At 68.7% G+C, this 12,544-nt stretch carries 13 protein-coding genes; 5 read left to right on the forward strand and 8 right to left on the reverse strand.

Features of this window, described 5'->3' with window-relative positions; genetic code table 11:
- Positions 1-57: 57 nt before the first annotated feature.
- Both AB0F86_RS12780 and AB0F86_RS12785 read right to left on the reverse strand, forming a co-directional pair.
- Positions 58-1,278 (reverse strand): acetyl-CoA C-acetyltransferase, encoded by a 1,221-nt coding sequence (locus AB0F86_RS12780; RefSeq protein ID WP_067485604.1) that lies wholly within the window; start codon positions 1,276-1,278, stop codon positions 58-60.
- A gap of 49 nt (positions 1,279-1,327) precedes the next feature.
- The gene (locus AB0F86_RS12785) at positions 1,328-2,209 is read right to left on the reverse strand and encodes an SGNH/GDSL hydrolase family protein (protein WP_181696630.1); all 882 of its coding nucleotides are present in this window, start codon (positions 2,207-2,209) and stop codon (positions 1,328-1,330) included.
- A 34-nt stretch (positions 2,210-2,243) separates the two neighbouring features.
- Between AB0F86_RS12785 and AB0F86_RS12790 the strand changes: the two genes are divergently transcribed.
- On the forward strand, positions 2,244-3,647 hold the full coding sequence (locus AB0F86_RS12790; RefSeq protein WP_356986940.1) for an MFS transporter: 1,404 nt from the start codon (positions 2,244-2,246) through the stop codon (positions 3,645-3,647).
- A 73-nt stretch (positions 3,648-3,720) separates the two neighbouring features.
- The gene (locus AB0F86_RS12795; RefSeq protein WP_181696628.1) at positions 3,721-5,103 is read left to right on the forward strand and encodes a cystathionine beta-synthase; all 1,383 of its coding nucleotides are present in this window, start codon (positions 3,721-3,723) and stop codon (positions 5,101-5,103) included.
- A 90-nt stretch (positions 5,104-5,193) separates the two neighbouring features.
- On the opposite strand, the gene AB0F86_RS12800 is transcribed toward AB0F86_RS12795, so the two are convergent.
- Complete coding sequence (locus tag AB0F86_RS12800) at positions 5,194-5,430, reverse strand: antitoxin (protein ID WP_305082674.1); 237 nt, start codon at positions 5,428-5,430, stop codon at positions 5,194-5,196.
- A gap of 363 nt (positions 5,431-5,793) precedes the next feature.
- Between AB0F86_RS12800 and AB0F86_RS12805 the strand changes: the two genes are divergently transcribed.
- A complete protein-coding gene (locus AB0F86_RS12805; RefSeq protein WP_225278720.1) occupies positions 5,794-6,237 on the forward strand; it encodes an XRE family transcriptional regulator in 444 nt (147 codons plus the stop codon).
- Positions 6,238-6,506: 269 nt separating this feature from the next.
- Here AB0F86_RS12805 and erm read toward each other — a convergent pair whose 3' ends face one another.
- From erm to AB0F86_RS12820, 3 genes are all read right to left on the reverse strand, one after another.
- Entirely contained in the window at positions 6,507-7,328 is an 822-nt protein-coding gene (gene erm, locus AB0F86_RS12810; protein ID WP_356986937.1) for a 23S ribosomal RNA methyltransferase Erm, read from the reverse strand.
- 185 nt (positions 7,329-7,513) lie between these two features.
- Positions 7,514-8,683, reverse strand: coding sequence for an FAD-dependent oxidoreductase (locus AB0F86_RS12815; protein ID WP_356986935.1), 1,170 nt, complete (start codon positions 8,681-8,683; stop codon positions 7,514-7,516).
- On the reverse strand, positions 8,680-9,321 hold the full coding sequence (locus AB0F86_RS12820; protein WP_356986933.1) for a helix-turn-helix domain-containing protein: 642 nt from the start codon (positions 9,319-9,321) through the stop codon (positions 8,680-8,682). Before AB0F86_RS12820 ends, AB0F86_RS12815 begins: the two co-directional genes overlap by 4 nt.
- Before the next feature lie 202 nt (positions 9,322-9,523).
- On the opposite strand from AB0F86_RS12820, the gene AB0F86_RS12825 reads away from it, so the two are divergent.
- Positions 9,524-10,393, forward strand: coding sequence for a hypothetical protein (locus AB0F86_RS12825; protein WP_225278724.1), 870 nt, complete (start codon positions 9,524-9,526; stop codon positions 10,391-10,393).
- 58 nt (positions 10,394-10,451) lie between these two features.
- Here AB0F86_RS12825 and AB0F86_RS12830 read toward each other — a convergent pair whose 3' ends face one another.
- Positions 10,452-10,799 (reverse strand): DUF6401 family natural product biosynthesis protein, encoded by a 348-nt coding sequence (locus AB0F86_RS12830; protein WP_181696620.1) that lies wholly within the window; start codon positions 10,797-10,799, stop codon positions 10,452-10,454.
- A 161-nt stretch (positions 10,800-10,960) separates the two neighbouring features.
- Between AB0F86_RS12830 and AB0F86_RS12835 the strand changes: the two genes are divergently transcribed.
- Positions 10,961-11,269, forward strand: coding sequence for a hypothetical protein (locus AB0F86_RS12835; RefSeq protein WP_181696619.1), 309 nt, complete (start codon positions 10,961-10,963; stop codon positions 11,267-11,269).
- A gap of 26 nt (positions 11,270-11,295) precedes the next feature.
- Here the strand turns inward: AB0F86_RS12835 and AB0F86_RS12840 are convergent, their stop codons facing one another.
- Positions 11,296-12,477, reverse strand: a complete 1,182-nt coding sequence (locus tag AB0F86_RS12840; protein ID WP_356986931.1) for an acyl-CoA dehydrogenase family protein — start codon at positions 12,475-12,477, stop codon at positions 11,296-11,298.
- Positions 12,478-12,544: the final 67 nt, after the last annotated feature.

Raw genomic sequence — 12,544 nt, forward strand, 5'->3', positions numbered from 1 at the left:
CATGGAACGGCGACGGCCCCGAGCCGAAGCTCGAGGCCGTCGCGCGATGTCAACGGATCAGCTGAGGCGTTCGATGACCATGGCCATGCCCTGGCCACCGCCGACGCACATGGTTTCCACGCCGAACTGCTTGTCGTAGGTCTGCAGGTTGTTCAGCAGGGTGGCGGTGATGCGAGCGCCGGTCATGCCGAACGGGTGGCCGAGGGCGATGGCGCCGCCGGAGACGTTGAGCTTGTCCTCGTCGATCTTCAGCTCACGCGCCGAGCCGAGCACCTGCACGGCGAAGGCCTCGTTGATCTCGAACAGGTCGATGTCGGCGACCGACTTGCCCGCCAAGGCCAGGGCCTTCTTGACGGCCTCGATCGGGCCGAGGCCCATGATCTCCGGGGACAGGCCCGAGACACCGGTGGACACGATGCGCGCCAGCGGGGTGAGACCGAGCTCCTTGGCCTTGGTGTCGCTCATGATGACCAGCGCGGCGGCGCCGTCGTTGAGCGGACAACAGTTGCCCGCGGTGACGGTGCCGTCGGGGCGGAACACCGGCTTGAGCTGGCTGACGGCCTCGTAGGTGACGCCGGCGCGCGGGCCGTCGTCCTTGCTGACGACGGTGCCGTCGGGCAGGGTCACCGGGGTGATCTCGCGCTCGAAGAAGCCGTTCTTGATGGCTTCCTCGGCGCGGTTCTGCGAGCGCACGCCCCAGTGGTCCTGGTCCTCGCGGCTGATGCCGGTGAGGGAGGCGACGTTCTCGGCGGTCTGGCCCATCGCGATGTAGGCGTCGGGCAGCAGGCCGTCCTCGCGCGGGTCGTGCCACGCGCCCGCGCCGCCCTCGGCGGTCTTCGCGGTGCGGGCCTCGGCCTCGGCGAACTCGGGGTTCTTGGTGTCGGGCGAGCTGTCGGCCGAACCCTTGGCATAGCGGGACACGGTCTCCACACCGGCGGAGATGAACACGTCACCCTCGCCTGCCTTGATCGCGTGGAAGGCCATCCGGGTGGTCTGCAGCGACGAGGCGCAGTAGCGGTGCACGGTGGTGCCGGGGACCACGTCGAGGCCGAGCTTCACCGCGACGATGCGCCCCTGGTTGAAGCCACCCTCACCGGCGGGGGAGCCGGTGCCGAGGATGATGTCGTCGACCTGGGTGGGGTCAAGGGCGGGGACCTTGGCCAGCGCGGCCTGGACCATCTGCGCGGTCAGGTCGTCCGGGCGCATCCCGGCCAGGGATCCCTTGACGGCACGGCCGATCGGGGAGCGGGCGATGGAAACGATGACGGCCTCGGGCATGAGGACTCCTTTTCGGAAGGCTGGCGCGAACGGCTGCTGTACATACCGCTCATTCGTGAATGTACGTCTCGCTCTGCGCGACAGGAAGACCAGGGCGGCCACGCACCGCGGAGACGAGCACCGGCAACAACTGGGCGGCCGCGAGTTCGTAACCGGCTGCCGAAGGATGGAAGCCGTCGGTCGCGAAGAGGATCTCGGGAGCCGCCCGGAACTCCGAGGCCACCAGCGGCGAGCCCATCGGCACCGCGATTCCCCCGGCCAGCGTGGTCGCCACCGTCTGCGCCTTGCCGAGCCGCACACTCCAGTTCGCCACCACCGTGCGCAACGGCTGCGGGATGGCGGTGACGGTGCCGAGGTTGGGACACGTGCCGACGACGACCAGCGCGTCGGCCTCGCGCAACCGCGATACCGCCTGCGCGAGCCTGCGGGCCGAGGCGCGGATCGAATGCTTCTTGGTGATGTCGTTGGCGCCGACCAGAATCACCGCCGCGTCCGGCGGCGGGCCCGCGACGAACATCGCGTCGACCTGTCCGGCCAGGCCCTTGGAGGTGGCGCCGGAGATCGCCTTGGTGCTCAACCTGATCCGCATCCCGGTGGCCTCGGCCAGGCCGCGGGCCAGACGCACACCCGGCACGTCGGCGGCGCCGAGGCAGCCGAGACCGGCGGCGGTGGAGTCGCCGAAGATCATCAGGTGCAGGTCGAACGGCACGTTCTTGCGCCACGGCTCGGGCCGGTTCGCACCGGGGGCGTACACCCCGTCGGCCTCGGGCGGCTTGGAGGTGTCGCGACCGATCACCGCGCGTGCGGCGCCCGCCTGGGTCATCAGCAACCGGTAGGTCGCCCAGGAGACGGTGCCCGCGCCCGACCCGGCGAGGACGGTCGTTGCGCCGGTGACCGCGGCCGTGCGCCAGCTGATTCGAGGTGCGCTCACATCCGAAAATTCTACGGCGGACTATGGTGCGGGAGTGGGGAAGGCGCCCGAGCTGTTGCGACTCGACCAACCGGCCGGGCGACGGCTGCTCGCCGCCACCGTGCTCGGCTCGGGGATGGGGTTTCTCGACGGCACCATCGTCAACGTCGCGCTTCCCCGGATCGGCTCCGAACTGCACGCCGATCTGGCCGCGCTGCAATGGGTGATCAACGGCTACACCCTCGCACTCGCCTCGCTGATCCTCGTCGGTGGCGCGCTCGGCGACCGGTTCGGCCGCAAACGGATGTTCGCCTGGGGTGTCGCCGCGTTCGCGGTCACCTCCGCGCTGTGCGCGCTGGCGCCGACGATCGAGACCTTGATCGCGGCGCGACAGCTGCAGGGTGTCGCCGCCGCGCTGCTGACCCCGGGCAGCTTGGCGCTGGTCGAGTCGTCGTTCGTTCGCGACGACCGGATGCGGGCCATCGGTGCCTGGACCGGCATGCTCGGCGTCGCCACGGCGGGCGGTCCGGTGCTCGGTGGCTGGCTGGTCGGGCTGTCGTGGCGGTGGGCGTTCGCGATCAATCTTCCGCTGGCCGTGCTCACCCTGCTGCTGTTGCGCGGCGCGCCCGAATCCCGCGACGAGCGCGCCGACGGCAAGCACTTCGACCTCCCCGGTATCGCGCTCGCGCCGGTGGCGCTGGCCGGGGTCACCTGGGCGCTGACCAAGTGGCCCGATACCGGCGCCACCGCCGCGACGGTGGGCGCCGCGGTGACGGGTGTGGTCGCCGCGGCGGCCTTCGTCGTCGTCGAACGGCGGGCGCGGTATCCGATGGTGCCGCCCGAGATGTTCGCCGACCGGGTCTTCACCCTCATCAATGTGGTGACGCTGCTCGTCTACGCCGCGCTGTCCGGGTCGATGGTGTTCATCGCCCTGTTCCTCCAGATCGGCGCCGGCTGGTCGCCGTTGGCGGCCGGGGCGGCGAGCGTGCCGATCAGTGTGCTGATGTTCCTGCTCTCGGCGCGATTCGGTGCCGTCGCCACCCGGTTCGGGCCACGCAGGCCGATGGTGATCGGCGCGTTGATCCTGGCCGGTGGGCTGGCGCTGCTGGCGGGTGCGCCGCGCGACCCCGGCTTCGTGACCGACATCCTGCCCGGGATGCTTGCCATGGGCCTCGGTCTCTCGATGCTCGTCGCCCCGCTGACCGGCACCGTCCTCGCCGCCGCACCGGCTGGTCGGGCGGGGGTCGCCAGCGGCATCAACAACGCGGTCTCACGCACGGCCGGGTTGCTCGCGGTCGCCGCATTGCCGCTGCTGGTCGGGCTTTCCGGGCACGCCTACGCCGACGCCGACGCCGTCACCGCGGCCTATCGCGGCGCCCTGTGGTGGTGCGTGGGGTTGGTGCTCGCCGGGGCAGCCGTCACCGCTGTCGGCCTGTCGGGGCGCCGCGCGGCCGGGTGATGGACCGGTGTGCTGGCACACACTGTCGGACCAGGTCGCGACCTGCGCGCGAGGTTCTGCAACTATGGAGCTCATGCGCATCGCGGATCATGTCGTCGACCTCATCGGCAACACCCCACTGGTTCGGCTGAACTCGGTGGTCGGCTCGAACGCGGGCCTGGTCGCCGCCAAGATCGAATACCTCAACCCGGGCGGCAGCTCCAAGGACCGCATCGCGGTCAAGATGATCGATGCCGCCGAGGAAGAGGGCCTGCTGAAGCCGGGCGGCACGATCGTCGAGCCCACCTCGGGCAACACCGGTGTCGGCCTGGCCCTGGTCGCCCAGCAGCGCGGCTACAAGTGCGTGTTCGTCTGCCCCGACAAGGTGAGCGAGGACAAGCGCAACGTGCTGCGTGCCTACGGCGCCGAGGTCGTGGTCTGCCCGACCGCCGTGCCGCCGGAGCACCCCGACAGCTACTACAACGTCTCCGATCGCCTGGTCCGCGAGATCGACGGCGCCTGGAAGCCCAACCAGTACTCCAACCCGGGCGGCCCGGAAAGCCACTACGAGACCACCGGCCCCGAGATCTGGGCCGACACCGAAGGCAAGGTCACCCACTTCGTCGCGGGCGTGGGCACCGGCGGCACCATCACCGGCACCGGCCGCTACCTCAAGGAGGTCTCGGGCGGGAAGGTGAAGATCATCGGCGCCGACCCCGAGGGCTCGGTGTACTCCGGTGGCACCGGCCGCCCCTACCTCGTCGAGGGTGTCGGTGAGGACTTCTGGCCCACCGCCTACGACCCGGCCGTGCCCGACGAGATCATCGCCGTCTCCGACGCCGACTCCTTCGAGATGACCCGTCGCCTGGCTCGCGAAGAGGGCCTGCTCGTCGGCGGTTCGTGCGGCATGGCCGTGGTCGCCGCGATCGAGGTCGCCCGGCGCGACCCCGACGCTGTCGTCGTGGTGCTGCTGCCCGACGGTGGCCGCGGCTACCTGTCGAAGATCTTCAACGACAAGTGGATGAGCTCCTACGGCTTCCTCACCACCCCGCTCGAGTCGGGCCCGGAACCGCTGGTCGGTGACGTGCTGCGCGGCAAGTCGGGCGAGCTGCCCGACCTGGTGCACACCCATCCGTCGGAGACCCTGCGCGATGCCATCGAGATCCTGCGCGAATACGGTGTCTCGCAGATGCCGGTCGTCGGCGCGGAACCGCCGGTGATGGCGGGCGAGGTGGCAGGCAGCGTCACCGAACGCGACCTGCTCTCGGCCGTCTTCGAGGGCCGCGCCCAGCTCACCGACTCGGTGGCCCAGCACATGAGCCCATCCTTCCCCCTGATCGGCTCGGGCGAACCTCTCTCGACCGCCACCAAGGCCCTGTCCGACACCGACGCCCTGATGGTCGTCGAAGACGGCAAGCCCGTCGGCGTCATCACCCGCCACGACCTCCTCGGCTTCCTCAGCACCGGCTCGATCTGAGGTCAGGCCGAATGTGAGGCCGCGCGCAGACTTCGGCCAGCTGGAGTGTGTTTCGCCAGCTGACGGCCCGCTGTCCCGATTCACTCGACGTCAATCATCCATGCCTACGCCTGCCGCGTAGGTAGCGAGCGCGTTCATGTCCTTGTCGGCCTCTGCCCGCAAGCCTGCCAGGATTTCGGCATCGCGTTCGGCTGCCCGCCGCAGTCGATCCCGTTCCAGGGCCTGCTCGATGACAGCAGCGCGGCTGGGCGCCAGCCCGGCGGAAACCGTGCGGTCGAGGTAACTCACTGTGGCGTCGTCGAGGCGAACCCTGATTTGCCTGCGCATCCCACGGGCGCCGGTTATGTGTACCGACCGTCGCGGAAACGCTGCGTATCAAGGCCTTCCTGATCGTGCGACGGAACCAAACCCGTGACTATCTCGATGTTGCCGCACTGACCGAGGCGATGGGGACCGCCGAGGCGGTCGAGGTGCTTGCGCATATCGATGAGTACTACGCCGACCAGCGGATCGACGGCGTGCCCGTGTCCTCTCAGGTGGTGCGTCAGCTTGCTGATCCACGACCCGCTGATTCGTCGGTCACTCAGCAGCTGACCGCGTACCGCAACCTCGAGCACAAGTGGCCCGATTGGAATCGGGTACGGGATCGGTGCAGGGAAGTGGCGATAGCGCTCGCGGAAGGTGGGGATGATGGTCCAGTTTCGTAACCTGAATATCTCGCCGGACGCGCCGGTTTCGGAATGGCCGACCGAGGCGGTGCAGACCGCGTTGGAGCGTGGCGACCTTCGTGATTGGCGGCGGATCGGTGCGGAGTTGCGTCGCGATCCGTGGGGGCGGATCGCGCGTCGGTTGGAAGAGGTCCTTTCGCACAGTCGTCCCTACGGGGTCGCCGAGTTGATGGAGGGCCTACTCGAGCGAGCACGCGAGCGCGCCGAGGCCGACGAGCGAAGAGAAGTTGCCGACGAAGTGCGTCGGGCGGTCGCCGATTCTGGGTTGACCAGCGCCGAATTCGCCGCCAGCGTGGGAACTTCCGGCTCACGACTGTCCACCTACATGAGCGGCAAGGTTGTCCCCTCCTCGACAATGATGGTGCGAATTCGTCGCGTGGCGGACCGCCACCGATCGGTCGCGTGACCCGCTCGGGACGCGGATGGTCGGTTGATGTGGGCGCAACGGGATCGGTTGATCGAGCCGGCGCAGCGACTGCAGGGCGAGCACGGTTCGTTGACCGAGGCGGGGCGTGTGGCGGCGATGGCTGAGCCGACGGGAGTGGACGCCGAGCATGCCCGGCGTCGTGCTGCGCAACATCGTCTGGGGTGCGCAGGAAGCGAAACGGCGGCGCGATCAGAGTGACGATGAAGTCCCGCAGGGCGGTCGCTGTGGACAGTCCTGCGGGATGCCGGTCAAGCCAACGCGGAGTGTAGTTCCACCCACTGCTCCGGGTGGACATAGGCGACCACCGTGTCGTGGGCGATGCCTGCGCTGTGCAGGGCCGTGTCCACTCCCTGGTAGCGCGTTTGCAGTGCGGTGCGGACCGAGCCGCCGATTCCGGAGTATGCGGTGCGGACCAGTTCGATGTAGGAGTCGTGGTGGGGGACAAGGGGTGTCGGGCGGCGGTCCAGTCGCAGGATGGCGGCGTCGACCGCCGGGATCGGGCGGAAACTGGTGCGGGGGATGTGGCCGCGTAGTTGCCAGTCGAACCAGGGCCAGGTCAGGGCGGTTGTCAGGCTCCATCTTCCGTAGTCGCCGGTGTGTTTGCGGGCGTACTCGCGTTGGGTGAGCAGGGTCGCCGAGGTGAGGGCCGGTGCGCTCAGGCACCAGTCCACGATCCGTGCGGTGGCCGAGAACGGGATGTTGCCGACCACCGCGAACTCGGTGCGTGGTGCCTTGGCATTGGTGAAATCGCCTCGGATCACCCGGATTCCGTGTTCGCCTCTGGTCTGGGCCGAGAGTTTGGCCGCCAGCAGCGGATCGATCTCGTAGGCGGTGACCTCGGCCCCGCGCCGGGCAAGTGCTCGGGTGAGCACGCCTTCGCCGGCACCGGGTTCGAGCACGGTACCGGCGGGATCGGCGACGGTCATCAGCAGCTCGACCGCGTGGGGATCCACCAGGAAGTTCTGTGACAGCGTCCTTCTGTTCGAGTCACGCGACGTACGGTGGCCCCCACGCGCGGTGATCTTGCGCTGGGTGTGTGAATAGTTCTTGTGTGAATGGTCCTGCGCCACGGCAGTTGCCCCTTCGGGTCATCGAGTCGGAAGAGTCTCGATGGGCCCTGGGCGCGCCGGTGGACGCGAAGAGGAGATCCGCGTCCGCTAGCGGGCCAGAGCCCGGGCGTGGCGGATGCGGATGAATACGGTGCACGACATGCGGATCACGCTAGAACTCGGTCTATTCGGTTCGCAAGCGAATTTCACGCACCGCTCACCGTTCGGGTGCGCAGGGCAGCGACCGCCGACTCGGCGGCGATCAGCGCGCTGTTGATGGAGATCTCCCCGCGCATGCCGGGCGCGGCGACCATGTCACCGGCCAGATACACCCCGTTGCCCCGGTCGACGGCCGGACGGTCGCGCCATGTGGTGCCCGGGAGGTCGAGGGCGCCGGTGCGGTTCTTCGCGGTGGACTTGCGGTGGAAGGTCTTGCGGTAGCGCCAGTCCGGGATGGTGGTGTCGGCGAAGGCTTCGAGGCGGTGGTGGGCGGCGTCGCGGGATTCGCCCGGACGGATGGGCATCTGGAGTTGGTAGAGGGATTCGCCAGCGGGAGCGATGGAGTCGTCCTGCATGGTGTAGGACTCGTGGAAGCCGCCTTCGTCCAGGTCGAAGACGATGCTGCGGTCGCGCCGGTCCCGGGTGACGGCGATGTCGAGCAGGGCTGCGAAACCACCGGTGGCATGAAGGGTTTCGTCGCCGAGCAGCCGTCGAGCCGCTTCGAGTTCGGTGGCGACGATGACGGGGCCGTCGGTGGGCAATGTGTCCACGCGCGAACCGGTTTCGACGGCCACGCCGAGCTCGCCCGCGCGCACGACCATCCGGTCGACCGTGCGCTGCCAGCCGCCACGCACCCACCGCACCGCCGGAATCTTGGGTCCGAGTGCGCGCTGGAAGAGATCCCAGACGAAGGCGGCGGAGAGGCGGCCGGTGTCGGCGTCGTAGGTGAGCACGCTGATCGCGTTGGCCAGCTGGGTGGCGGTGTGCTCGCCCCAGCGCTGCGCGGCCCAGGTGTGGAAGTCGACGTCGACCGGTGCCTTCAGCCATTTGCGTGACTGCGCCCGCAGCATCCCTGTCGGTGGCACCCGGCGCAGCTTGCCGTCTGCACGGAAGCCGAGCTTCGCGGCGCTGATCGGCGACGGCCAACCGAGCCCGGTGACGAAGCCGCGCTTCTTCAGCCAGGCGTAATGCGGTCCGTCGGCATAGAAGACGTGTGCCCCGTCGTGCGCGACGTGCGGTCCGGCGATGGCGCGGGCGCGGCCGCCGAGCGTGGCATGTGCCTCGTGGAGGCGTACGGTCGCTCCAGCTTCGGCGGCGGAGATCGCCGCGGTGAGTCCGGCGAGTCCGCCGCCGATGACTGTGATGGGTGTGTTCATCCTCGGTCCTGTTCCTCGTGGTCCGCGCGGTCGAGCCGGGCGGCGATCATCTCTGCGGTTGCTCGCAGATAGCGTTCGGGGTCGACATCGGCGGGGTGGGCGCCGTCGAAGATGTCGCGGATGAGCCAGTAGTGGGCGATTGCCCCGGCGACCACGGCGGCGGTGGCCTCCCAATCCTGTTCGCGCCGTGTGGAACCGGCCGATTCGGTGAGTACGCCGGTGATCACCCGCATCACCGTCGCGTACTCCTGCTGCCGGAACACTTCGAGCAAACCTTCGGGAATCGAGTTGTCCCGCATCAGGATCCGGCTCACGTCGCGGTCGTGGTCCATACGCGCCAAGCCGATCCGGCACAGCGCTGTCAGCTTGTCGACGGTGCTGCCCGACGGCGCGAGGGCCGCCGCGATCGAGGCATTCGGCGCGAGCAGCGGTTCCCACGCTCCGCGTTCGGACAGCCGCGCCGACACCGCTTCGACCAGCAGTTCGTCCTTGGACCGGAAGTGCCGGTAGAGCCCACCGGCCCCGCTGGACAACCCCGCGGCCTGCTCGATCTGAGCCACCGAGGTCTTGGCGAACCCCTGCTCACCGAACAGCCGCAGCGCCTCGGTCATGATCCGCTCGCGCGTCGACGGCGTCACCGGCACCCTCCTGATGTAAGTAACCACTTACTTACAGACTGGGCCGCGACGGCTCCGAGCGCAAGAGCCGGATCGTGTGGCTCATCCCACGTGCGAGAAAGTAGGCAACTTTCTCGCAACCGACTGGTTCGGACCGATTCAGGGGGGTAAGCCTCCGATGACACTCTCGGCAAATCGGGCGGGAAGAGCGAAAGGAAGTGCTGTGGACAACTCCGTCGTCGCGATCGACTTCCAGCAAGGCTTCAATGACGCTTGGAGTTCGGTAGCGCAATTCGTGCCGAAATTGGTTGCCTTCATCGCCATCCTGCTGATCGGCTGGATCATCGCGAAAGTAGTGGCGAAGGTGGTGAACGCGGTGCTCGAGCGGGTCGGTTTCGACCGGCTGGTCGAGCGCGGCCAGATCAAGAAGATGATGGCCAAGAGCAAGTACGACGCCTCTGATCTGCTGGCCAAGCTGGCCTACTACGCGATCCTGCTGATCGCGCTGCAGATCGGTTTCGGTGTGTTCGGCCCCAACCCGGTCAGTGACCTGCTCACCGGCATCGTGGCCTGGCTGCCCAAGGCGGCGGTGGCGATCGTGATCGTGGTGATCGCGGGTGCGGTCGCGCACGCGGTCGGCGAACTGGTCACCAACGCGCTCGGCGGGCTGTCCTACGGTTCGCTGCTCGGCAAGATCGCCTCGGTCTTCATCTGGGCGATCGGCATCATCGCTGCCCTGAACCAGATCGGTGTCGCCACCACGGTGACCACCCCGATCCTGATCGCCGTGCTCGCCACGATCGGCGGCATCCTCGTCGTCGGCGTGGGCGGTGGCCTGGTTCGTCCCATGGAGCAGCGCTGGAGCAGCTGGCTCGGCAACATCGAATCGGAGATGCCCGCACTCAAGGGTGAGGCGCAGGCCTACCAGCGCGGTCGTGAGGACGTGACGCGTGAGGGTCAGCGGGTGCCGGGTTCGCACACCCAGCAGACCCAGCAGGAATGGGCGACTCCCGGTGCGGGCGGCAGCCCGCAGGCCGGTGGCTACCCGCAGACGGGCCAGCAGCCCGGCTGGGGCGGGGAAACCGCAAGGTAGGAACCAACCGGCGCCGGCGTTCCGTCACCGCATCGGTGGCGGGGCGCCGATTCCGGTTTCAGGCGGCGGCGTGCCGGCAGACGGCGGCCAGCCGGTACTGCAACCAATCGGCGTCGTGCCAGGTCTGCGGTGCCACTCCGGCGAACACCCCGGCCCGCTCGGCGACGACCTGATCGAGCAGCCCGCGCACGTAGCCGGCCAGCAGGATGGCGAGCGGAAGCCGCGCCGCCTCCTCGACCCCGTACTCGAGAATGTCGCGGACGGCGGCGGCGTGCTGGTCCAGCTGCGCCAGCACCCCGGGGTGCTGCGCCGCGGCGGCGGCCGCGGGGACGCCGTATTCGATGTTCAACTGTCGCAGATGTCGCCGTGCCGAAATTTCGAGCAGTGCGGGGCCGAGCGAAAACACCACCAGATGGTAGCGAATCCGTCATAGAGCGGCGAACGCGGCGCAACTTTACGATCCTGTGCACAGACTTGCGTGAAGCGCCGCCCCGATGGATTCTGGGCGGGTATAACCGATTCGGGAGAACTTTCGGCAAACCAGCTCGGCGAGCGAAAGGATCTACGGTGCACGTCACCGATTCGGCGGTTCAGCTGCTGTGGGCGAATCCTGTCGTCGCCGCGGGCGCGGGTTACACGGCTCGCTCCGGTGTCACGGGGTTGCTGCGCCACCGGCCTTATGCGCGGGTGCTCGGCCGATTCGTCGCGGCTTTCATCTGGGGTAGCGGCGGAGTCGCCGCGCTCACCGCCCTCGGGGTTCCGCTGAGCGCCACCCTCCCGCTCGCACTCACGGTGCTCACCGTGGTCGCACTCACGCTCACCCTGGTCTTCGCCGGCGGAATGATCCGCCCCGCGACCGCCGACTCGACGGACTGATCCGGCCGTCGAGTCCGGCAGATCCGCTACCGGAAGGCGTTCGCGTCGGTGAGCGCCTTGCCCAGCACCAGCTGATGTACCTCGGCCGTGCCCTCGTAGGTCAGCACCGACTCCAGGTTGTTCGCGTGCCGCAGCACCGGGTAGTCGAGGGTGATTCCGTTGGCACCGAGAATCGTGCGGCATTCGCGGGCGATGCGGATCGCCTCACGCGTGCTGTTGAGCTTGCCCGCACTGATCTGTTCGCTCGTGATCTCGTGCCGGTCCTTCAACCGGCCGAGGTGCAGGGCCAACAGCTGTCCCTTGCCGAGCTCGAGCGCCATATCGGCCAGCTTGGCCTGGGTGAGCTGGTAGCCGGCCAGCGGCTTGTCGAACACCTCGCGGGTGCGGGCGTAGTCGACGGCGGCGGCGAGGCAGTCGCGGGCGGCGCCGAGCGCACCGAAGACGATGCCGAAGCGCGCCTCGCTCAAGCACGCCAGCGGCGAACTCAACCCGCGTGACTCGGGAAGCACCGCGTCGGCGGGCAGGCGCACGTCATCGAAATCCAGTGCGGCGGTGAGCGATGCGCGCAGCGACAATTTCCGGTGGATCTCCCGGGCGGTGAATCCAGGGGTGCCCGCCGGTACGAGGAACCCACGCACCCGAGGTTTGTCGTCGCCGGGCTCCTCGGCATAGGCCCACACCACGGCGATATCGGCGACCGAGCCGTTGGTGATCCACATCTTCGACCCGTTGAGCACCCAGTCGGCACCGTCGCGCCGCGCGCGGGTGCGCATGCCGCCGGGGTTGGAGCCGTAATCGGGTTCGGTGAGCCCGAAGCAGCCGATCAGCTCACCGGCGGCCATGGCGGGCAGGTACTGCTGCTTCTGCTCCTCGGACCCGAAGAAGTGGATGGCTGTCATGGCGAGTGAGCCCTGCACCGACACCATGCTGCGCACACCGGAGTCCACGGCCTCGAGTTCCTGGCAGGCCAGGCCGTAGGCGGTGGCCGACGCGCCGGCGCAGCCGTACCCCTCGAGGTGCATGCCGAGCAGCCCGAGCTTGCCGAGTTCGGGTGCGATCTCGCGGGCGGGGAAGGTGCCCGCCTCGAACCACTCCGCGATGTGCGGGCGAAGGCGTTTCTCGCCGAATCGGGCGACGGTATCCCGGATCTCGCGCTCCTCCGGGGACAGCAACGCATCGATCGCGAACAACTCTTCCACGGTCACCATGGCGTCAGCTTAACCGCGGCACCGTCACCGAATCGGGCACTTCGTGCAGGCGTGATACCCGTGCGCG

This window comes from Nocardia sp. NPDC023733 (assembly GCF_040639775.1).
Classification (GTDB): Bacteria; Actinomycetota; Actinomycetes; order Mycobacteriales; family Mycobacteriaceae; genus Nocardia; species Nocardia rosealba.